Source organism: Streptomyces sp. BHT-5-2 (assembly GCF_019774615.1).
Lineage (GTDB): Bacteria > Actinomycetota > Actinomycetes > Streptomycetales > Streptomycetaceae > Streptomyces.
In genome coordinates this window covers 1,242,867-1,264,876 of sequence record NZ_CP081496.1, presented here as the reverse complement: position 1 = coordinate 1,264,876, position 22,010 = coordinate 1,242,867, and the positions used below count along the sequence as shown (strand labels likewise).

At 72.2% G+C, this 22,010-nt stretch carries 14 protein-coding genes and 5 tRNA genes; 8 read left to right on the top strand and 11 right to left on the bottom strand.

Annotated features, from left to right (window positions below; genetic code table 11):
* The first annotated feature begins 430 nt into the window (after positions 1-430).
* Entirely contained in the window at positions 431-1,990 is a 1,560-nt protein-coding gene (gene purF / locus K2224_RS05470) for an amidophosphoribosyltransferase (RefSeq protein WP_221905506.1), read from the top strand.
* 33 nt (positions 1,991-2,023) lie between these two features.
* Positions 2,024-3,094, top strand: coding sequence for a phosphoribosylformylglycinamidine cyclo-ligase (gene purM / locus K2224_RS05465; protein WP_221905505.1), 1,071 nt, complete (start codon positions 2,024-2,026; stop codon positions 3,092-3,094).
* A gap of 118 nt (positions 3,095-3,212) precedes the next feature.
* On the opposite strand, the gene K2224_RS05460 is transcribed toward purM, so the two are convergent.
* The gene (locus K2224_RS05460; protein WP_221905504.1) at positions 3,213-3,458 is read right to left on the bottom strand and encodes a DUF3073 domain-containing protein; all 246 of its coding nucleotides are present in this window, start codon (positions 3,456-3,458) and stop codon (positions 3,213-3,215) included.
* A 313-nt stretch (positions 3,459-3,771) separates the two neighbouring features.
* Positions 3,772-4,890: a Glu/Leu/Phe/Val dehydrogenase dimerization domain-containing protein gene (locus K2224_RS05455; protein WP_221905503.1), complete on the bottom strand. Its 1,119-nt coding sequence runs from the start codon at positions 4,888-4,890 to the stop codon at positions 3,772-3,774.
* Between the two features lie 190 nt (positions 4,891-5,080).
* Here K2224_RS05455 and K2224_RS05450 point away from each other — a divergent pair, with 190 nt between their 5' ends.
* Both K2224_RS05450 and bldC read left to right on the top strand, forming a co-directional pair.
* Positions 5,081-5,917, top strand: a complete 837-nt coding sequence (locus tag K2224_RS05450; protein ID WP_221905502.1) for a hypothetical protein — start codon at positions 5,081-5,083, stop codon at positions 5,915-5,917.
* A gap of 500 nt (positions 5,918-6,417) precedes the next feature.
* Complete coding sequence (bldC, locus tag K2224_RS05445) at positions 6,418-6,624, top strand: developmental transcriptional regulator BldC (RefSeq protein WP_003980577.1); 207 nt, start codon at positions 6,418-6,420, stop codon at positions 6,622-6,624.
* A gap of 533 nt (positions 6,625-7,157) precedes the next feature.
* Here the strand turns inward: bldC and K2224_RS05440 are convergent.
* The 3 genes from K2224_RS05440 to hrpA form a co-directional block, all read right to left on the bottom strand.
* Complete coding sequence (locus K2224_RS05440; protein WP_221905501.1) at positions 7,158-7,394, bottom strand: DUF6274 family protein; 237 nt, start codon at positions 7,392-7,394, stop codon at positions 7,158-7,160.
* 253 nt (positions 7,395-7,647) lie between these two features.
* Positions 7,648-7,722, bottom strand: a tRNA-Asp gene (locus K2224_RS05435).
* Between the two features lie 107 nt (positions 7,723-7,829).
* Positions 7,830-11,924 (bottom strand): ATP-dependent RNA helicase HrpA, encoded by a 4,095-nt coding sequence (hrpA, locus tag K2224_RS05430; RefSeq protein ID WP_221905500.1) that lies wholly within the window; start codon positions 11,922-11,924, stop codon positions 7,830-7,832.
* Positions 11,925-12,054: 130 nt separating this feature from the next.
* Here hrpA and K2224_RS05425 point away from each other — a divergent pair, with 130 nt between their 5' ends.
* Complete coding sequence (locus K2224_RS05425; RefSeq protein ID WP_221905499.1) at positions 12,055-13,137, top strand: ABC transporter permease; 1,083 nt, start codon at positions 12,055-12,057, stop codon at positions 13,135-13,137.
* A 218-nt stretch (positions 13,138-13,355) separates the two neighbouring features.
* Here K2224_RS05425 and K2224_RS05420 read toward each other — a convergent pair.
* The 6 genes from K2224_RS05420 to K2224_RS05395 form a co-directional block, all read right to left on the bottom strand.
* Positions 13,356-13,429, bottom strand: a tRNA-Phe gene (locus K2224_RS05420).
* Between the two features lie 4 nt (positions 13,430-13,433).
* Positions 13,434-13,508 (bottom strand) — tRNA-Asp (locus K2224_RS05415).
* A 46-nt stretch (positions 13,509-13,554) separates the two neighbouring features.
* A tRNA-Glu gene (locus K2224_RS05410) sits at positions 13,555-13,627 on the bottom strand.
* 83 nt (positions 13,628-13,710) lie between these two features.
* Positions 13,711-15,378: a metallophosphoesterase gene (locus K2224_RS05405; protein ID WP_221905498.1), complete on the bottom strand. Its 1,668-nt coding sequence runs from the start codon at positions 15,376-15,378 to the stop codon at positions 13,711-13,713.
* 119 nt (positions 15,379-15,497) lie between these two features.
* Positions 15,498-15,848, bottom strand: coding sequence for a metallopeptidase family protein (locus tag K2224_RS05400; protein ID WP_221905497.1), 351 nt, complete (start codon positions 15,846-15,848; stop codon positions 15,498-15,500).
* Positions 15,836-17,098, bottom strand: coding sequence for a hypothetical protein (locus K2224_RS05395; protein ID WP_221905496.1), 1,263 nt, complete (start codon positions 17,096-17,098; stop codon positions 15,836-15,838). The genes K2224_RS05400 and K2224_RS05395 overlap by 13 nt, the downstream gene beginning before the upstream one ends.
* Positions 17,099-17,285: 187 nt before the next feature.
* On the opposite strand from K2224_RS05395, the gene K2224_RS05390 reads away from it, so the two are divergent.
* The 3 genes from K2224_RS05390 to K2224_RS05380 all read left to right on the top strand — a co-directional run bounded on the left by K2224_RS05390 (position 17,286) and on the right by K2224_RS05380 (position 21,848).
* Positions 17,286-19,577: a DEAD/DEAH box helicase gene (locus K2224_RS05390; protein ID WP_221905495.1), complete on the top strand. Its 2,292-nt coding sequence runs from the start codon at positions 17,286-17,288 to the stop codon at positions 19,575-19,577.
* A gap of 331 nt (positions 19,578-19,908) precedes the next feature.
* Positions 19,909-19,984 (top strand) — tRNA-Lys (locus K2224_RS05385).
* A gap of 286 nt (positions 19,985-20,270) precedes the next feature.
* Complete coding sequence (locus K2224_RS05380; RefSeq protein ID WP_260693411.1) at positions 20,271-21,848, top strand: MFS transporter; 1,578 nt, start codon at positions 20,271-20,273, stop codon at positions 21,846-21,848.
* Positions 21,849-22,010: the final 162 nt, after the last annotated feature.

Sequence of the window (22,010 nt, the reverse complement as noted above, 5' to 3'; positions counted from 1 at the left end):
GCCGGAGCGGGCCGGACTGCGAGACGTCGCGCATCTCACACTGCCGGGCCACGGCGCATTGCGGACGAATCACTGCACGGGCGCCCGGCAGGCCCCGCAGCATGATCGGCAGGAAACGCAAAAGCGCAGCTCAGAGGCGGCGACACGGTATCGGGTGCGGAGCGCGCCCGGCCACGTGAACCCCGGCGACAGGGTCCGCCGGCCGCCGCGCCGAGGTCGCCGCTGCGGCGCCGCACGAGACGCGCCGCGCGGCGGGGGCACCCGGTGACGCACCAGGCGCCCCAAGGGCTGCACGGGCCCGCATGGCCGAAAACGTCGCCGGAAGGCCGTGGCCACGTCAAGCACGCTTGACGCCCCGTTCATGCACTCCTCCAGTTGCCCGGCCATCCCCGGTTCGGATGAATCCGCGACCTGGCCTAGACTCTGGGACGTGCCACGTGGTGACGGACGACTCAACCACGACCTGCTCCCCGGTGAGAAGGGCCCCCAGGACGCCTGCGGCGTCTTCGGTGTCTGGGCCCCGGGAGAAGAGGTCGCCAAACTCACCTACTTCGGGCTGTACGCGCTGCAGCACCGTGGACAGGAGTCCGCGGGCATCGCGGTGAGCAACGGCTCCCAGATCCTCGTCTTCAAGGACATGGGACTGGTCTCCCAGGTCTTCGACGAAACCTCCCTCAGTTCCCTCCAGGGCCATATCGCCGTGGGCCACGCCCGTTACTCCACCACCGGTGCCTCGGTGTGGGAGAACGCGCAGCCGACGTTCCGCGCCACCGCGCACGGATCGATCGCGCTCGGCCACAACGGCAATCTGGTCAACACCGCCGAGCTGGCCGAGATGGTCGCCGCGCTGCCCCGCGAGGGCGGCCGGGCCACCCAGGTCGCGGCCACCAACGACACCGACCTCGTCACGGCCCTGCTGGCCGGCCAGGTCGACGAGGACGGCAAGCCGCTGACCGTCGAGGAGGCCGCACCGCGCGTCCTCCCGAAGGTCCGGGGCGCCTTCTCGCTGTGCTTCATGGACGAGCACACTCTCTACGCCGCCCGCGATCCGCAGGGCATCCGCCCGCTGGTCCTCGGCCGCCTGGAGCGCGGCTGGGTGGTCGCCTCCGAGTCCGCCGCCCTGGACATCGTCGGCGCCAGCTTCATCCGGGAGATCGAGCCCGGCGAGATGATCGCCGTCGACGAGAACGGCCTGCGCAGCTCGCGCTTCGCGGAGGCCCGCCCCAAGGGCTGCGTCTTCGAGTACGTCTATCTCGCCCGCCCGGACACCGACATCGCCGGCCGCAACGTCTACCTCACCCGGGTGGAGATGGGCCGCAAGCTGGCCGCCGAGGCGCCCGCCGACGCGGACCTGGTGATAGCGACCCCGGAATCCGGCACCCCGGCGGCCGTCGGCTACGCCGAGGCCAGCGGCATCCCCTACGGCTCCGGCCTGGTCAAGAACTCCTACGTCGGCCGGACCTTCATCCAGCCCTCGCAGACCATCCGCCAGCTCGGCATCCGCCTCAAGCTCAACCCGCTCAAGGAAGTCATCCGCGGCAAGCGCCTGGTGGTCGTCGACGACTCGATCGTCCGCGGCAACACCCAGCGCGCCCTGGTCCGGATGCTGCGCGAGGCCGGCGCCGCCGAGGTCCACATCCGGATCTCCTCGCCGCCGATCAAGTGGCCGTGCTTCTTCGGCATCGACTTCGCCACCCGCGCGGAGCTGATCGCCAACGGGCTGAGCGTCGAGGAGATCGGCAAGTCGCTGGGTGCCGATTCGCTGGCGTACATCTCCATCGACGGCATGATCGAGGCGACCACGATCGACAAGCCGAAGCTCTGCCGCGCCTGCTTCGACGGCGAGTACCCGATGGAGCTGCCGGACCCGGAGCTGCTCGGCAAGCACCTCCTGGAGTCCGAGACCAAGGCCCCGGCCGCCTCCGACGTGGACGGCGTCCGGACGCTCACCGCCGGGATCGGCGGCGCCGACGCACTGCGCCGCCCGTAGAGCTCGTACCCACCCAAACGAAAGTTCTCAGCCATGTCCGCTGAATCAACCGGTGCCAGCTACGCGAGCGCGGGTGTCGACATCGAGGCCGGCGACCGTGCCGTGGACCTCATGAAGAAGTGGGTGGCCAAGGCCACCCGTCCCGAGGTCGTCGGCGGGCTCGGCGGTTTCGCCGGTCTCTTCGACGCCTCCGCGCTCAAGCGCTACGAGCGGCCCCTGCTGGCCTCGGCCACCGACGGCGTCGGCACCAAGGTCGACATCGCCCGCAAGATGGGCGTCTACGACACCATCGGCCACGACCTGGTCGCCATGGTCGTCGACGACCTGGTCGTCTGCGGCGCCGAGCCGCTGTTCATGACCGACTACATCTGCGTGGGCAAGGTCTTCCCGGAGCGGGTCGCGGCGATCGTCAAGGGCATCGCCGAGGGCTGTGTGCTGGCCGGCTGCGCGCTGGTCGGCGGCGAGACCGCCGAGCACCCGGGCCTGCTCGGCGAGGACGAGTTCGACGTCGCCGGCGCCGGCACCGGCGTGGTCGAGGCCGACCGGGTGCTGGGCGCGGATCGTATCCGTACGGGCGACGCGGTGATCGCGATGGCGTCCTCCGGACTTCACTCGAACGGGTACTCCCTCGTCCGCCACGTCCTCTTCGACCGGGCCGGCCTGTCCCTGGACCAGGAGGTCCCGGAGCTCGGCCGCACCCTCGGCGAGGAGCTGCTGGAGCCCACCAAGATCTACTCGCTGGACTGCCTGGCCCTCACCCGCACCAGCGAGGTGCACGCCTTCTCGCACATCACCGGCGGCGGCCTGGCCAACAACCTGGCCCGGGTGATCCCGGACGGCCTGCACGCCACCGTCGACCGCTCCACCTGGGCGCCCGGCGCGATCTTCGACCTGGTCGGCAGCGCCGGCTCGGTGGAGCTGCTGGAGCTGGAGAAGACCCTGAACATGGGCGTCGGCATGATGGCCGTCGTCCCGCAGGAGTCGGTGGACGTCGCCCTGACCACCCTCGCCGACCGCGGCGTGGACGCCTGGGTCGGCGGCGAGATCGTCGAGCGCGGCGCGCACACCGAGGCAGTGACCCTCACCGGTGCCTACGCGAGCTGACACCGCCGCCGCGCGGGGTCACCGGCCCGGTGGCCCCGCGCGCAGCAGAGAACCCGGTCCGGGGATTCCCTGGACCGGGTCCGTGATGGTGTTGTGAGCCCCGCGACCGCGCAGAGTGTCAGGCGCGACGACGCTGGTGCGAGGAGTGGCCCTCGTCCTCGTCGTCCTCGCCGTTGTAGCGTTCTGCGTACCGCGCGTACGGGTCGTCGTCCTCGTCATCCTCGAACGGCTCGCGGTTCGGAGGTTGCTGGTTCGACTGCGATGCAAGCTCGTCGGCCAGTCGCGAGAGATCCGTCCCACCGCTGCTGTACTTCAGCTGGCGGGCGACCTTTGTCTGCTTGGCCTTGGCCCGGCCGCGCCCCATGGGTCGACCCCCTCAGTGACGGGGCTCGTCGGCCCCAGAGTCTTGACACGCGTTCATGATTCAGAGCGGACTCTCGACAGAGAGACCGGCCCCTAGGGCTTTAACGGTACCTGCTTCCGCGGCCATACGGTACGTCGCCCGCATCACCCGCTGCTCGGCACGACCGGCACGGCGCCCCGTCCACGCTGGTCAACTGCGATTTTAACCTGTCTTGTACGGCGACCCGCCGACGGGTGGTGAGGGATGTCTCGCCAACCACCCGCCAGGGGCCGCACAAGGGTGTGTTTCCGGCCACACCCGCCGGGTGCTCCGCTCAGGCTCGGCGCGCCTCCGCCATGCGCGCCTCCGCGATCCGGTCGGCCGCGGCGGCCGGCGGGATACCGTCGGCCTTCGCACGAGCGAATATCGACAGCGTGGTGTCGAAGATCTTCGCCGCCTTGGCCCGGCACCGGTCGAAGTCGAAGCCGTGCAGTTCGTCGGCGACCTGGATCACGCCGCCGGCGTTCACGACGTAGTCGGGGGCGTAGAGGATGCCGCGGTCCGACAGGTCCTTCTCCACCCCGGGGTGCGCGAGCTGGTTGTTGGCCGCGCCGCACACCACCTTCGCGGTCAGCACCGGCACCGAGGCGTCGTTCAGCGCGCCGCCCAGCGCGCAGGGCGCGTAGACGTCCAGGCCCTCGGTGCGGATCAGCGCGTCGGTGTCGGCGACGGCGGTCACCTGGGGGTGCCGGGCGAGGACCCGGTCCACCGACTCGGCGCGGACGTCGGTGATCACGACCTCGGCGCCGTCCTTGAGCAGGTGCTCGACCAGGTGGTGGCCCACCTTGCCGACGCCCGCGATGCCGACCCTGCGGCCGCGCAGCGTGGGGTCGCCCCACAGGTGCTGGGCGGAGGCCCGCATGCCCTGGAAGACGCCGTAGGCGGTCAGGACGGAGGAGTCGCCGGCGCCGCCGTTCTCGGGCGAACGGCCGGTGGTCCAGCGGTTCGTCCGGGCGATCACGTCCATGTCGGCGACATAGGTGCCGACATCGCAGGCGGTGACGTAGCGGCCGCCGAGGGAGGCCACGAACCGGCCGTAGGCGAGCAGCAGTTCCTCGGTCTTGATCAGTTCGGGGTCACCGATGATCACCGCCTTGCCGCCGCCGTGCTCCAGCCCGGCCAGGGCGTTCTTGTACGACATGCCCCGCGAGAGGTTCAGGGCGTCCAGCACGGCCTCGTCCTCGGAGGCGTACGGGTGGAAGCGGGTACCGCCCAGGGCGGGACCCAGGGCGGTGCTGTGGACGGCGATCACGGCCTTGAGGCCGCTGGCCCGGTCCTGGCAGAGAACGACTTGCTCGTGGCCGCCCTGCTCCGTGCGGAACAGGGTCTGCAGCACGCCGCCGGAGGCGCCTGCAGGGGCAGGACGTACGTCGGTCACGGTGGTGACTCCCATAGTCGCGGAGGACGCCCTCCGGAGGGTGGGGAGGGCCGGTTGGGACGAGCGTAAGACCTGGAGGGCGGGTCGATCGGTCAGGTCGGGAGGATCACCCCCTCCCGGGGGACGGGCGTGGGACGATCTGCCGTAACCGGACCGGGCGGGGCAGGCAACTCCGGGCGGTGGACTTTCCTTTGGAGGAGCGGGCGTGGCCTTGGCGTCGTCGGTGCGGGTCCCGTATGTGGCGTACCTGCGGGTCTACGAGCCACTGGCGGCGTTCCCCGAGCCGGAGCGCTCCTACTGGGCACGTTACGCCGCCCGCGAGGGCGCGCCCACGGCCGTGGACGAGCAGCGCCGGGCGCTGGCCGACCTGCTGCCGACCCCGCCGGTGCCGGTGCCGGTCCACGAGAGCGTCGACGCCTTCGTCGCCGTCGTGGACGACGTGACCTGCGTCTGCCCCTGGCGGACCCGGCTGCGCGCCTGGCAGGCGCTGCAGGGCCTGGAGGAGCTGCTGCCGGCTTCGGTGCTGGACGCCGCGCTGCCCCCGGTGGTGCGCCGCCAGGCGGCCACCGACTACGAGCGCTGGCGCGAGCGCAACCCCGACGCCCGGCCCTGGATCCGCGCGGCCACCTGGCACGTCCCGGTGCGCTGGTTCGTCCTCTTCGACGACGCCGAACGGGAGTACGCGAAGGGTGACCCGGCGGCTCTGTTGCGTTACCGCACGCCGATGGTGCAGGCGCGTCGCAGGGTCGCGCGCGGACTGCGTACGCTTCGGGACGCCCTGGAAGAGGGGCCGCTGATCGACGGCCTGGTAGATGTGGGGCGCTGGCTCGAGGAGTTCCATCCGCGTTCGCTCGTGGAGCTGGACTACGGAGGGCTGGTGCACGCGGTGCCCGAGGGGCAGCTCGCCGAGGACCGTTCCGTCGCGGAGGTGGCGGAGGGCCTGGCGGCGCTGCGCGAGGGGGACGGCGAGCGGGCCGGTGCCGCGTACGAGAGACTTTCGCAGCGGTGGCGCGGAGTGCGCGAACGCCAGTTCTCCAGCTGAACGCCGGAGGCCCGGGGCGGAGTTGCCGGTGTGGACGTCCGCTGACGGGACGTACGGGACGTAGGTCCCGATCCGGGCTATTGCCTCAAGCGTGACCTAAAGCACTGACTTCGGGTCTTGCTCCCAAGGTGCACCCTCGTGCCAAAATAGGACAAGGGGCCTGACTTGGGCTCCTTCCGTCCAACTAAGGGCGGATAGATCGGTATTGCGCTCCTTGAGGGGTCTCGTGACGGCTGGGCACGTTGTGACTGATCGTCACGGGGGTGTGACTGTCCGCTATGGCATGGTCCATCGGCATCCGCCAAGGTTGAACACCTGAGAGGGCAATTCCATCGGTTTGGCCGACGTGGCTGGACAGATGGTGTAGTTGTAGTGCCGAGGACAAGCCGTTCGTCCTATAACCGACTCGGCCCGCGTCTGCCATTTCGGGCAACGTGGGTCAAGGTGCAGAATTTAGAGGAAAGAACCGTGATGGTTCGGTTCTCCCGAGGAGGCCGCTCATGACCGCTCGCACCCCTGACGCCGAGCCGCTGCTTACCCCCGCCGAGGTCGCCACGATGTTCCGCGTGGACCCGAAGACGGTGACCCGCTGGGCCAAGGCAGGCAAGCTCACGTCCATCCGCACGCTCGGAGGGCACCGGCGTTACCGCGAGGCTGAGGTCCGCGCACTGCTCGCGGGTATTCCGCAGCAGCGCAGCGAGTCCTGAATAACCGCATAACCAGGCTGTTTTCGGGTCCCCCAACCCGGAAACGCCCGTTTTTGCGCCACAGCTCCACCTGCTTCACCACGCTCCAACAGAGCTCATACGACGCGGTGTCTGCCCCAACAGGCCCCACATCCGCTCCACCGGGTACGTCGTCGATCGCGCTGGACTCCGCCGGGTCCGGCGCGATCTCTTTTTTGTGTGCGGCCGCTCCCGGGCCGCTCGCGGCGCTCGGCCCGCCCCGGCGCCTGCCGGCCCCGGCAGGCGCGCCAGGGCCCCTTCAGGGGCTTTGAGGGGGCCCGTCAGGCCGGACCTGGCGGTTTCGTTCGGGAGTCCTGTGGGGGGAGTGCAATTGCACATATTAAATTGACAGGGTGTCGGGGGTTGGTAAGTTCCCCATCCCGCGAAACATGTTCGGTGACTCCCGTCACATCGCGGGCTTCTTGAACGCCGAACGGCACTGGGGTATAGCACCTTCCCGTCGTGCTGTTCTCAACAGCCTTCCACCACGAGGGCGGTGGCGCAGGCGGCGTTGGTCACCGGCCGGCGGGACTTTCGTCCTCCGCCGGCGGCTCGCAGGCGGCCCGGGAGGGAGCCGGGGTGGCCGGGGGCGCGGCGGGCGCGGAACGGGCGCCGTGCGGCTCCATGGCGAGCCGCAGCAGCTGGTGGCAGACGGGGCACTGCCGGGTGCGGTGGCGGTAGCCGTAGCGCAGGGCTGCCGACAGGTGGGCGCGCAGCAGCGCCCTCGTCTCGTGCCGTACCGCGGTCGTCATCGCACGCCACCTCCCGGCCCCACGCCTTCTGGTGAGTTGAGTACCGGCGGCAGGTGCCGCCGTCAAGACGGCCGCCCGCTTCCGTCCGCGCCTTCGGGCCACTCGGGGCCGCGGTCGAGCCTCTGATGCCGGGCCCGCCGGGCGGGTGCGCGTGCCGCGCCCCGGACGGCGCGACGGCCCGCACCGGGGAAGTCCTGGTGCGGGCCGGAGAGCAGAACGGCCCGCACCGGAGAACGGTGCGGGCCGTGAGATGCGGTCCTGACGGGATTTGAACCCGCGGCCTCCACCTTGACAGGGTGGCGAGCACTCCAAACTGCTCCACAGGACCTTGCGTTTCGCTTTCCGCTTGCGGCGGGCTGCGAAGCAAGACTGTACAGCAGGTCAGGGGGTGCGGTCGAACTCGGTCCCGGTCGCGGCCGCCGCGCTCGGTCCGCCCTACGGCGCCGCGGCGTCCACCGCCTTCATGATCCGTTTGTCGGAGACCGGGTAGGCCGTTCCCAGGGCGTGCGCGAAGTAGCTCACCCGGAGCTCCTCGATCATCCAGCGGACCTCCCGGGCCGCGGCCGGCACCGGCTGCCCCTGGGGGAACTGCTCCAGCAGCCAGGCGTATTCGTCCTGCATCTCCTTGATCTTCGCCATCCGGCTGCGGTCCCGTTCGGCGTTGGTGGGCAGCTGCGTCAGGCGGCGGTCGGCGGCCACGAGATAGCGCATCAGGTCCGGCAGCCGCCGGGCGCCGTGCGCGGTCACGAAGCCGGGTCTGATCAGCTCCGCCAGCTGCTCCTTGACGTCCGTCAGCGACGGCAGCAGCGAGGGGAAGGCGGTCGCCTTCAGCCGGCGCTCGCACGCCTGCCAGGCGGCCAGCACCTCCTGCACCTGCTGGATGGTCTTCAGCGTCGCGTCGACCAGGTCGGCCCGCACCGCGTCGAACAGCTTGCGGAAGGACTCCTCGTCCCACACCGGGCCGCCCCGGGCCGCGATCAGCCGGTCCGCGGCGGCCGTCACACAGTCCTCGAAGAGCGCCGCGATGGAGCCGTGCGGATTGCGGGAGAGCGCCAGCTTCTGCTGGTTGCTCAGCTTGTCCTGGGCGAACTTCGCGGGGTTGGCGGGGACGTTGAGCAGGATCAGGCAGCGGGTGCCGGCCCACATGGCGGTCTGCTGCTCGGCCTCGGTGTCGAACAGCCGCACCGCGACGGTGCTGCCCTCGTCGACCAGCGCCGGGTACGCCTTCACCGGCTGGCCGGCGCGGCGGGTCTCGAAGGTGCGCGGGAGCGTGCCGACCGTCCAGGACGTCAGGCCGGTGCGCTGCTCCGGGCCGGCCGGCGCGGCCTCGCCCCCGCCGCCCCTGCGGTCCTTGCCGGGCCGCTTCTCGGCCTGCTCGAAGGCCCGAGAGATGGCGGCCCGGGTCTTCGGCTTGAGCTGGAGCCGGAGTGCCTCCAGGTCCTTGGCCTCGGCGAGCTTGCGGCGGCGCTCATCGACCACCCGGAAGGTGATCTTCAGGTGGTCGGGGACCTTGCCGAGGTCGAAGTCCGCGGCCTCCACCGGCACCCCGACCATCCGCTGCAGGCCGGCGGCCAGCGAGGCCGTCAGCGCGCCCTGGAGGGGCACGGTGGTGTCCAGGAAGCGGGCGGCGAAGTTCGGCGCCGGGACGTAGTTGCGGCGGATCGGCTTGGGCAGCGAGCGGATCAGCTCGGTCACCAACTGCTCGCGCAGGCCCGGGATCTGCCAGTCGAAGCCCTCGGCCGAGACCTGGTTGAGGACGTGCAGCGGGATGTGGACGGTCACGCCGTCCGCGTCCGCGCCCGGCTCGAACTGGTAGGTGACCTTGAACTTCAGCTTCCCCTGCCGCCAGGAGTCCGGGTAGTCGTCCTTGGTGACGGCCTCGGCGGACTCGTTGATCAGCATCGAGTGCTCGAAGTTGAGCAGGTCCGGCTCGTCCCGGTGCTTCTGCTTCCACCAGGAGTCGAAGTGCGCCCCGGAGACCACGTGCGCCGGGATCCGCTGGTCGTAGAAGTCGAAGAGCGTCTCGTCGTCGACGAGGATGTCGCGGCGCCGGGCGCGGTGCTCCAACTCCTCGACCTCGCCGAGGAGTTTGCGGTTGTCATGGAAGAACTGGTGGTGGGTGCGCCAGTCGCCCTCCACCAGGGCGTTCCGGATGAACAGGTCGCGGGAGACCTCGGGGTCGATCCGGCCGTAGTTGACCTTGCGCTGGGCGACGATCGGGACGCCGTAGAGCGTCACCCGCTCGTGCGCCATCACCGCGGCCATCTTCTGTTCCCAGTGCGGTTCGCTGTAGGTGCGCTTCACCAGGTGCTGGGCGAGCGGTTCGATCCACTCGGGCTCGATCCGGGCGTTCACCCGCGCCCACAGCCGGGAGGTCTCGACCAGCTCCGCGGACATCACCCAGCGCGGCGGCTTCTTGAAGAGCGCGGAGCCGGGGAAGACCGCGAACTTCGCGCTGCGGGCACCGAGGTACTCGTTCTTGGCCTCGGCGTCCTTGAGTCCGATATGCGAAAGCAAACCGGAGAGCAACGACATGTGGATGTGCTCCGGCGGGGCGTCGCCCGGGGGCGGAGCCCCCTGATCAGACGCGGTGTTCAGATGGACGCCCATGCCCTTGGCGACCGTACGCAGCTGGGAGTAGATGTCCTGCCACTCGCGTATCCGCAGGTAGTTCAGGAACTCCGTACGGCACATCCGGCGGAACGCGGACGAGGACAGCGCCTTCTGCTGTTCGCGCACGTACCGCCAGAGGTTGAGGAACGCCAGGAAGTCCGACGTCTCGTCCTTGAAGCGGGCGTGCTGCTGGTCCGCCTGCTGCTGCTTGTCCGACGGGCGCTCGCGCGGGTCCTGGATGGAGAGCGCCGCGGCGATCACCATGACCTCGCGGACGCAGCCGTTGCGGTCCGCCTCCAGCACCATCCGGGCCAGCCGAGGGTCCACCGGCAGCTGGGAGAGCTTGCGGCCCAGCGGGGTCAGCCGCTTGCGGACGTCCTTCTGCGCGGTGTCCAGCGCGCCCAGCTCGCGCAGCAGGTCGACGCCGTCCTTGATGTTGCGGCGGTCCGGCGGGTCGATGAACGGGAACTTCTCGATGTCGCCGAGGCCGGCCGCGGTCATCTGGAGGATGACGGAGGCGAGGTTGGTGCGCAGGATCTCCGCGTCGGTGAACTCCGGGCGGGAGAGGAAGTCCTCCTCGGAGTACAGCCGGATGCAGATGCCGTCGCTGGTCCGGCCGCAGCGGCCCTTGCGCTGGTTGGCGCTTGCCTGCGACACCGGCTCGATGGGCAGCCGCTGGACCTTCGTGCGGAAGCTGTAGCGGGAGATCCGGGCCATGCCCGGGTCGATCACGTACTTGATGCCGGGGACGGTCAGCGAGGTCTCGGCGACGTTGGTGGCCAGCACGATCCGCCGGCCCGTATGGCGCTGGAAGACCCGGTGCTGCTCGGCGTGCGACAGCCGGGCGTACAGCGGCAGCACCTCGGTGGCGGGGAGGTTCTTCTTGTTGAGCGCGTCCGCGGTGTCGCGGATCTCCCGTTCACCGGAGAGGAAGACCAGGATGTCGCCGGGGCCCTCGGCCCGCAGCTCGTCCACCGCGTCGCAGATCGCGGTGATCTGGTCGCGGTCGCTGTCCTGGCCGCCCTCCTCCAGCAGCGGGCGGTAGCGCACCTCCACCGGATACGTCCGACCCGAGACCTCGACGATCGGGGCGCTCGGCCGCTCGCCGTCGCCGTGCCCGTCCTGCTCGCCGTCCCCGCCGGCCGGCCGTCCGTCGACGGCGGCGAAGTCCCCGAAGTGCCGGGCGAACCGCTCCGGGTCGATCGTCGCGGAGGTGATGACCACCTTGAGGTCGGGGCGCCTGGGCAGCAGCTGGGCGAGATAGCCCAGGATGAAGTCGATGTTGAGACTGCGCTCGTGCGCCTCGTCGATGATGAGCGTGTCGTACTGGCGCAGCTCGCGGTCCGTCTGGATCTCGGCGAGCAGGATGCCGTCCGTCATCAGCTTGACGAGGGTGTCGTCGCCGACCTGGTCGGTGAAGCGGACCTTCCAGCCGACCGCCTCGCCCAGCGGGGTCCTCAGCTCCTCGGCCACCCGCTCGGCGACCGTGCGGGCCGCGATCCGCCGCGGCTGGGTGTGCCCGATCAGCCCGCGGACGCCGCGCCCCAGCTCCAGGCAGATCTTGGGGATCTGGGTGGTCTTGCCGGAGCCGGTCTCGCCCGCGACGATCACCACCTGGTGGTCGCGGATGGCCGCCAGGATGTCGTCCTTCTTCTGGCTGACCGGGAGCTCTTCCGGATACCGCACCTCCGGCACCGCGGCGCGCCGCTGCGCCACGCGCAGCTCCGCCTCGTCGATGCCGTCGGCGATCTCGACGAGCACCGCCGCCCGGGCCTCGGGCTTGCGGATCCGGCGCGCGCCGTCGAGGCGGCGCCCCAGCCGCTGCTGGTCGCGCAGCATCAGCTCGGGAAGTCGCTTCAGCAGGGAGGGCAGCGTGGGGGCGCCGTCGGACGGGGCGGAGGCAGGCTGACTGGACATACGCTCCCCAGGATCTCACCTCGCGGAAAAGACTGGCGAACCATTTCACGGCGGCCCCCGCGCAGGCCCCGGCGGCGGGACCGCGGACCCCGGGCGGTATGTCCGACATCGGTGCCTTAGCGTGTTCGGCATGCATGATCATGAAGGCGACACCGTCCCGCACGGCGCACACGGCCGGACCCGGACCTGGCCCGAACACTGGGCGGCCTTCAAGAGATCGCCGTTCCTCCCGGCGGTCGTCCTGATGTTCATCCTCGCCGCGGCGGCCGGCCTCTTCGCCGGCTCCTACACCTACGCCATGGCCAACCCGGCCCCCCGGCACATCCCCACCGCCGTGGTCACCACCCCCGCCGCCGCCCCGCAGCACAAGGCGTTCGTCGTCGGCATGGAGAAGGCCCTCGACGCCTCCCTCCGGCTCACCGGGTACGCCACCTACGACGCCGCCCGGAACGCCGTCGACGAACAGCGCGAGTACGCGGTGCTGCGCGCCCGCGGCTCCGGCGTGGAACTGGACGTCGCCGGCGCCTCGGGCGCGTCCGTCGCACAGCTGCTCTCCGAGGCCGCCCGCAAGGTCGGCCCGGCCACCGGCGTGCACGTCACCGTCCGCGACATCAAGCCGCTACAGGAGGGCGACCCGCGCGGTCTGGCGCTCTTCTACATCTCCCTGGCGGCCGTGATCATCGGCTTCGTCGGCGCGATCCAGCTCAGCGTGCACGCCCGCGGCCTCAACCCGCCCGAGCGGATCGCGTTCATCCTCGCCTACGCCCTGCTCGGCGGCTTCGCCATCGCCGCGGTGGCCGACTGGTGGCTGGGCGCGCTCCGGCTGCCGTTCGTCGAGTCCTGGATGATCCTCGCGCTGACGATGTTCACGTCCGGCATGGTCTTCACGATGTTCAACACCCTGATGGGCCGCTGGGCGATGATCCCCACCTGGGGCCTGATGGTCCTGCTGGGCAACCCCTCGTCCGGCGGCGCGGTCTCCTGGCCGCTGCTCCCGTCCGTACTCGGCGCCATCGGCCGCTGGCTGCCGCCCGGCGCCTCGGTCAACGCCCAGCACACCGCGGTCTACTTCGGCGGTCACCAGCACGCCTTCCCGTTCCTGGTGCTGGCCGGCTGGTCCGCGGTCTCCTGCACGGTCTTCTGGGTCTGGCGGCACCGCCATCCGGGCGGCCGCGAGCCGTCCCCCGCGCCCGCGCACGCCGCCGACACGTGACCCGGCGGGCCCCGCGCGGTCCCGCCGCCTCCGGCGAACGGCCCGGGATCCGCACGCGACCGGAAGGCCCGGACGGTGAAACCGGATCGCGGAACCGGGCGGGGCACCGGGGGAAGGGAAACCAGGAAGGGAAACCAGGAAGGGGAACCGGGGCAGCGCAGCCGGACAACGAAGAAGGTCCCGGTTCGCAGTGAACCGGGACCTTCTCCCAATGGGTGTGGCTGGGGCCGGGGTCGAACCGGCGACCTTCCGCTTTTCAGGCGGACGCTCGTACCAACTGAGCTACCCAGCCGCAGCGGTCCTGACGGGATTTGAACCCGCGGCCTCCACCTTGACAGGGTGGCGAGCACTCCAAACTGCTCCACAGGACCTTGCATTGTGCGAGTGGCGTGAACCAGTCTCGCACACGGTGGTGCGTGCCCCCAACGGGATTCGAACCCGTGCTACCGCCTTGAAAGGGCGGCGTCCTGGGCCACTAGACGATGAGGGCTGATGGCCCGCCTTGGCGCCGTTACCGGCCCCGTCGGGGACGTGAGAAGCATATGGGATGGGAGGACCGTTCGCCAAAACGGTTTACCCGGACCGACCGGACGGCGTCGCCGACGGGCTCGGGGAGGGGGTGGCGCCCGGTGTCCCGGGCTGGTTCTCGCGGGCCAGATGGCGGCTGACCTCGGCACGTGTCAGCCCCAGACCGCCCAGCGTGATCTCGTCCCACGCCTGGAGCCGCCGGGTGGTGCGGTCCAGGTAGAGCACCGACGCCTCGACGGGCGCGGGCTTCGCGTCCTGGACCGCGCGCAGCCCGCCGCCGCCCGTGGTGCCCTCGACCATCAACCGGGTGCCCCGGGGGAGCGTGCTGACCTCGCGCTGATGGAGGTGGCCCGCCAGGGTCAGCGGCACCAGGCCGTCCGTCTGCGCCGCCGCGACCGGGTTGTGGGCCAGCGCGATGTCCACCGGGGTGCCCGCCAGCCGCTGGGTGCGCAGCGCGTCGGCGAGCCGGCCGCCGGCGGCGCGCTCGGCCGGGTCGCCGGCCGGTGCCACCGAGCGGTCCGGGGTGAACTGCGGGTCGCCGACGCCCGCGATCCGCAGCCCCGCCACCCGGGTGACCCGGCCGTCGTCGAGGACCGTGACGTTCCGGCGGCCGGCCAGATAGCGCTGGGTGGTGCGCGAGTCGTGGTTCCCGCGGACCCAGACGTACGGGGCGCCGAGGGTGGCGGCCGGGTCCAGGAAGTGGTTCTCGGCGGCCGAGCCGTGGTCCATGGTGTCGCCGGTGTCGATGATCACGTCGATCCGGTACTGCTTCACCAGTGAGGCGATGAGGTGCCAGCCGGCCGGGTTGAGGTGGATGTCGGAGACGTGCAGGACGCGCAGGGTGGTCGGGTCCGGCCGGTAGGCGGGCAGCGTCGAGGCGGTGTCGTAGAGCTTGCTGACGTTGGTGACCAGGCGCGCCAACTCCTTTTGGTAGACGTCGAATTCGCTGACGATGCTGCGCGCTGTGCCGACCACGGACGGGGCCGAGGAGAGCAGCCCGGAGAACCGTGGCTCCAGGACGGACCTCGGGTTCCAGGTGGCGTACGCGGCGGTGCCTGAGGCGCTGAGCAGGGCCAGGGCGAGGCCGCCGGCGGCCAGCGCGCGGCGCGGCCGGCGGTAGACGACCAGGCCCAGCGCGGTGGCGCCGGCGGCCGCCGCGGCGCAGGAGGCCACCACCAGGCCGGCGGCGCCGTGCAGCACGTCGTGGGTGACCTGCCGCTGGAGCCCGGCGAACCGTTCCGGGTGGTCGACCAGTTCGGCGGAGCGGACCGGGTCCAGCCGGTCGACGGCGACGTCGAGGCGGACCGGCGCGGCGTGGCTGTCCAGTTCCAGGTCGCCCAGGGGCGGGACGGTGATCCGGGTGCCGCCGGTCAGCGAGGGGCGCAGCGCCATGCTGGTGTCCATCGGGCCCACCGGCGCCCGTACGCCGCCGAGCAGCAGCAGCCCCAGCCACGCACCGAGCAGGCTGACGGCCACCAGCCCGAGGGCCCGGGCGTACGGGCGCGCGGGCGGCACGAGCCAGCCGCCCGGGGGCGTACGGCGGGACGGGCGGGGGCGGCGGCGGAGGGCGGTGCGCAGCCTCCCCGGGGCGCCGGACCGGTCGTGGTCGGCGGGGCGGCGGCGGTGGCCGGGACGGCGGGGCCCCGGCAGGCGGAGACGGGGGCGGCCTGGCGGGTCGGGTCGTGGTGTCCGGGAGCGCGCGGCGCGGGCCATTGGTCCCGTATGCCCGCCGTGCCCGTCCGTCATGCGGGACGGAGCGGCTCCGCTTCGGCGGCGGACGGGGCCCGCGGAAGGCCGCCGGGAAACACCGGGGGTGACGGCAGCGGAGCGGATCAGCCCCAGCCCAGCTCGTGGAGGCGGGCGTCCTCGATCCCGAAGTGGTGGGCCACCTCGTGGATCACGGTGACGGTGACCTCGTGCACCACGTCCTCCGGCGTCCGGCAGTACCGCAGTGTGGGGCCCATGTAGAGCGTCACGCGGTCGGGCAGGACCGCCGCGTACCACTCGCCACGCTCCGTGAGCGGGGTGCCCTCGTACAGGCCCAGGAGTTCCGGGTCGGCCGGGTCCGGCTCGTCCTCCACGAAGACGGCCACGTTGTCCATCAGCCGTGTCAGCTCCGGCGGAATCCGGTCCAGCGCGTCGCTGACCAGACCTTCGAACTCCTCGCGAGTCATCTCCAGCACGTGGCCATTGTCCGGCAACGGCCCGGTTCCTGTCGCGCATGTGGGGCCCCGATCACGCGCTGCCGCCCCGGCCCGCCGAACTCGTGGCCCGTCCCGGGAACGTGGTGCGCGTCGAAGGCCGCGATGCGGAACTGCCGCTCGGTGTCCGGGGTGTTGTCGAGCGAGGCGCCGGTCCGGTCGTCGAATCCGGCGCGGTGCTCCGGGCCACGGACCACCCTGACGTCGTGTTCCGCCGGGTGCCCGGCCTTCGGGTCCCTGTTCGGTGGGTGGTCGTGGTGCGCGAGCGCGCGCCGCACGTCGGTGGTGACGACGCGCGGCTGCACTTGCTCGGCCACGGGCGGGGAGCGGCGGGCCGGGGCGCGCGGGGGACCCGGCGGGCCGACGCCGGCGGGTGTCCCGCGCCGCGTGTCCTCAAGCAGGGGGCGGGAGTTGGGCAGGGCGTCCGACGCCGTCCCTGCGCCCCGGATCCCGGAGGTCCCGCCCGTGTGCCCGATGCCCCCTCGCCCGCCGTCCGCCGCCGACCCGTCCACCACGAGGGCGCCCGCGCGGCGGCCGGGCGCGCGCTCGGCGGCACGGGTCACGGCCGCGGCGGTGACCGTCTCCGCGCTCGCCGCCGCGCTGGCCGGCTGCATGAGCGTCAGCGATCCCGGGCGCCCCGCGCCGTCGGGCAGCGCCGCCCGGCCCGGCGACGGGAAGGCGGGGGCTCCCGGCCGCGCCGGTCCGAGCGCCGACGGGCGGGGCGGCGGGCACCGGCGGACGGGCCACGGCCCCGGCCGTCCGGCGGGCGGCGACGCCGCGAAGGGCCGCGGGGAGGACGCCGGGGCGTCGCCGAGCGCGGTGCCGTCCGCCTCGCCGACGGTGCCGGCCGCGCCCGACCGTCCGGCCCGACCGTCCGGCCCGGAGCCGGGACCCGGGCACGGCGCGGCCCCCGGCCCCGGTGGCTCCTCGGGGCCCGCGCGCCCCTCGCCGTCCCGTCCCGGCCCGCCGCCGTCGCCCAGCGCGCCGGCCCCCGGCTCGCCGAGTGCGCCGCCCAGCCGGCCGCCGGGCGGCTCCGCGTCGCCGGGCGGCGGCGCCCAGGCGTCCGGGCCGTCGCCCCTCGCCCCGAAGTACTCCCCGAAGTCGTCCGCCGCCGCGTCCGCCTCGGCCCCCGCGCAGGCGTCCGAGCCGGGCGGCGGCGCGGCCTCGCTGTCCTCGCCGATGTCGCCCCAGGTCGAGTGGGACGCCTGAGAAACGGGGCCCGACGAGGGCATTTGCCTTGTGGGGGCCTGGGTGCGTATGGTGGTAGATCGTTTGATCCCATTTGCCCGGCGCCTTGAAAACAGCGCGCCGTGTGGCGCGTTCTCTCCCTTACCGTGGCTGACCGCATAGAGGCGGTCTTGGTGAAATCACACGGAGTTGTGGGCGCGTGCCGAGACTCCGGAAGGTTTCGCATTTCGCATGTCCGTTTCCATTGATCAGTCCGTCCTGCCCGCGAACGACGAGCAGCCCGAAGCGCCGGCCTCCGAGACGGTCGAGGCCACCGCGCCCGAGACCGCCGAGACCGGGACCACCGAGCTCGTCGAGGCCGAGGACGTCGCCGGCGCCGAGGACGGCGACGAGGGCGACACCGCCACCGTGACCTTCGCCGACCTGGGCCTGCCCGAGGGCGTCGTCCGCAAGCTCGGCCAGAACGGCGTCACCACCCCGTTCCCGATCCAGGCCGCGACCATCCCGGACGCGCTGGCCGGCAAGGACATCCTGGGCCGCGGCCGCACCGGCTCCGGCAAGACGCTCTCCTTCGGTCTGCCGACCCTCGCCCGCCTGGCCGACGGCCGCACCGAGAAGAAGAAGCCGCGCGCGGTCATCCTCACCCCGACCCGCGAGCTCGCGATGCAGGTCGCGGACGCCCTCCAGCCCTACGGCGACGTGCTCGGCCTGAAGATGAAGGTCGTCTGCGGCGGTACGTCCATGGGCAACCAGATCTACGCCCTGGAGCGCGGCGTCGACATCCTCGTCGCCACCCCGGGCCGGCTGCGCGACATCATCAACCGCGGCGCCTGCTCCCTGGAGGACGTCCAGGTCGCCGTCCTCGACGAGGCCGACCAGATGTCCGACCTGGGCTTCCTGCCCGAGGTCACCGAACTGCTGGACCAGGTGCCCGACGGCGGCCAGCGGATGCTGTTCTCGGCCACGATGGAGAACGAGATCTCCACGCTGGTCAAGCGCTACCTGACCAACCCGGTCAGCCACGAGGTCGACAGCGCCCAGGGCAACGTCACGACCATGACCCACCACGTCCTCGTCGTGAAGCCGAAGGACAAGGCGCCGGTCACCGCCGCGATCGCCGCCCGCAAGGGCCGCACCATCATCTTCGTCCGCACCCAGCTGGGCGCCGAGCGGGTCGCCGAGCAGCTGATCGAGGCCGGCGTCACGGCCGACGCGCTGCATGGCGGCATGACGCAGGGCGCCCGTACCCGGGTGCTCGCGGACTTCAAGGACGGCTACCTCAACGCGCTGGTCGCCACCGACGTCGCCGCCCGCGGCATCCACGTCGACGGCATCGACCTGGTCCTCAACGTCGACCCGGCCGGTGACCACAAGGACTACCTGCACCGCTCGGGCCGCACCGCCCGCGCCGGCCAGTCCGGCACCGTCGTCTCGCTCTCCCTCCCGCACCAGCGCCGGCAGATCTTCCGCCTGATGGAGGACGCGGGCGTGGACGCCTCGCGCCACATCGTCGGCGGCGCCGGTGCCTTCGACGAGGACCTGGCCCGCATCACCGGTGCGCGCTCGCTCACCGAGGTCCAGGCCGAGTCGGCGAACAACACCGCCAAGCAGGCCGAGCGCGAGGTCGGCGTCCTGGCCAAGGAGCTGGAGCGGCTCCAGCGCCGCGCCGCGGAGCTGCGCGAGGAGGCCGACCGGCTGACCGCGCGGGCCGCCCGCGAGCGCGGCGAGGACCCGGCGGAGGCGCTGGCGGAGTCCGCCAAGGCCGCCGCGGAGGCGGTGGCCGAGGCCGCGACGGCCTCGGTGCCGGCACAGCCCGGTCCGGCCGACCGCCGTCCGTACGAGCGCCGGGACGACCGCCGGGACGAGCGGCGCGGCGAGCGTCGTGACGAGCGTGGCGGTTTTGGTCGGGATCGTGACCGGGATCGTCGGGATGACCGTGGTGGGCGTTCCTTCGAGCGTCGTGATGACCGTCGTGACGAGCGTGGTGGCTTCGGTCGGGATCGTGACCGGGATCGTCGGGATGACCGTGGTGGGCGTTCCTTCGAGCGTCGTGATGACCGTCGTGACGAGCGTGGTGGCTTCGGCCGGGATCGTGACCGGGATCGTCGGGATGACCGTGGTGGGCGTTCCTTCGAGCGTCGTGATGACCGTCGTGACGAGCGTGGTGGCTTCGGCCGGGATCGTGACCGGGATCGTCGTGACGACCGCTTCGGCGGCCGCTCCTTCGACCGCCGGGACGACCGGCGCGACGACCGTGGCGGCGTCCACCGGGACCGCGGTGAGCGCCCGGCCCGTTCGTTCGGCCGCGACGACCGCTCCGGCGGCCGCCCCTCCGGTGGCTACCGCTCCGGCGGCGGCGACCGCCCGTTCAACCGTGACGACCGCTCCGGCGGCCGGCCGACCTCCGGCTACCGCTCCGGCGGCGACCGTCCGTACGGCCGGCGGGACGACCACCGCGGCTCCGGCAGCACGTCCGGTTTCGGTCGTCGTGAGGACAAGCCGCGCTGGAAGCGCAACGGCTGATCCGGCCGCTGCCGGCAGCCCGGCCGGGGGCCGGCGCCGCTGAACCTGAACGGCTCTCCAGGGCCCGTACCGCACACAAGTGCCGTACGGGCCCTGTGTGTTGAGGCGCCGTGGGGGATGCGTGGTGGGGGCGTCGGCGTGCGTGTTGGCGCGTTGCGGGGCGCGTGCCGTACCGGGTGCGCGGTGATGCCGGGCGCCTTCCGGGAGCGCGGCGGACGGCCCGTAGCTGCGGAATCGCGGGCGGCGGGGCACGGGTGCGGCACGCCGGGGATCGGCCAGATCCACAATGCCTTCGGGCTGCGGCGCGTCCTCGGGCTATGCTGCTCGGTGCGGGCCATTAGCTCAATTGGCAGAGCAGTGGACTTTTAATCCATTGGTTCAGGGTTCGAGCCCCTGATGGCCCACCAGAGGGAGCACACGGTGCTCCGGTGATGTGAGGAGCGGCGCTCCGACCGGTACGGCGGTCGGGGCGCCGTTCGTCGTGTGCGGGGCGGTCGACGGGCGGGTGCGGGGTCGGGGCGGGTGGCGCGCCGCGAGGGACGGCCCGCGGATCCATGTACCGGGCGTATGAGTCGGACGCGGCGGCTATTTGTCCGGGCGGGATGCCCTGCCTAGCGTCGTCGGGGAAAGACGGGGGAGTGGCGTGGACGTTGTCCGCCGGTCCGAGGGTGGGAAATCGTGGCGACCGAGTACGTGAATTCCGCAGAGTGCGCGAGGGACGGGGGCGCGCCCGCCCCTGAAGGGGCCGGGGCGGCCCGGAGATGGCGGGCATTCGCCGGGCTGGGCATCATCAGTTTCCTCGGATGCATCGATCTCACCATCGTCAATACCGCGGCGCCGGCAATTCAGCGGGACATGGGGGCCACGGTCACCGAACTCCAGCTGGTCGTCAACATCTTCATCGTCGCGCTGTCGATGTTCATGGTGACGATGGGGCGGCTCGCCGACCACCACGGCCGGCGGCGGGTCCTGTACACCGGGACCGCGGTCTTCGGCGTCGCCTCACTGGCGGCCGGCTTCGCCGGGGACGTACGGGTGCTGATCCTCTGCCGCTTCGTCCAGGGGGCGGCCTGTGCCGTGCTCTACACCAGTACCGGCGCCCTGGTCTCCGACACCTTCCCGCCGGAGCAGCGCGGCCGGGCCATCGGGGCGCTCTACGGCGTCAACGGGCTCGGCCTGGCGATCGGGCCGATGCTGGGCGGGTTCGTGGTCGGCCTGCTGGACTGGCGGTGGGTGTTCTGGCTGAACGTGCCGCTGACGGTCGTCGGGCTGGCGGTGTGCCTTTCCGCGGTACGGGAATCGCGCGGGCGGAATACCGGGGCAGGAAAGCCGGACTGGCCCGGACTGACGCTGATCAGCCTCGCCCTGCCCGCAGTTGTCCTTGCTCTCACGCTCGGCGATTCGTGGGGATGGGCGTCCGGCCGCATTCTCGGTCTGCTGGCCGTGGGAATCGCCGGTGTCGCGGCGTTCTGCGTCGTGGAGCGGAAAGTCGTGGCGCCGATCATCGATTTCCGGCTGTTCGCGAACCGTACTTTCCTCGGTGCGCTCACCGCCGATTTCTGCCTGGCGTTCTTCTACTGCCTGGCGTTCTTTCTGATGCCGCTGTACCTGGTGTCGGTACGCCACTACGGGGGCACCGCGAGCGGACTGATGCTGCTGCCGTGCACGGCGGTGATGGCGGTGCTGTCACCCGTGGTGGGGCGGCTGGTGGACCGTTGCCCGCCGCGGCTGCTGCTCTGCGCGGGGTTCGCGGCGTTCGCGCTGTCGGCGGCGCTGCAGGCGCGGTTCGACCGGGACAGCGGGGTCGCGTCCGTGGTGGTCGCGTTCGCGTTGATGGGCGTCGGCTGGGCCCTCGTCCTGGGGCCGGCCACCGTGGCCGCGCTGTCGGCCGTACCGGAGCGGCTGGCGGGGACGGCGGTCGGCTCGTCGTGGACCTTCCACAACCTGGGCGGGGCGATCGGGCTGGCGGTGGGGATGGCCGTCCACCGCCGGTCGGCGCGGGACGCGCTGGACGCCGTGCTCGCCGCGCACCATCTGCCGGGCGGGGCGTGGACGGCGCGGGCCGTCGCCGATCCCGGTGGGGGCGCCGGGCTGCTGCAGGCGCACACCGGGTGGGACGGGCGCGCCGTGGAGGCGCTCGCCGGCGACCTCTTCCTCCGGGGCAACCAGGCGTCGATGTGGCTGCTGTGCGGAGTGGCCGGGGCGGCGTTCCTGGTGATCGGGGCGGGGATGCGGGCGCGGCGGGGGACGGCCGGGGCGCGGGGACGCTGAACGGCGGGTGCGGGGGCGGCGGACCGCCTCGGCGCGGCGGGCGGCGGGCGGTGGGCGACGGACGGCGACGGTGTGAGGGGGTGAACGGCGATGGTGCGGCGGCCGGTTGAGACGCGGGGGAGGGGCGGCCCTGGCCGCGAAGGGGGCGTGGGCGCCCTGCGC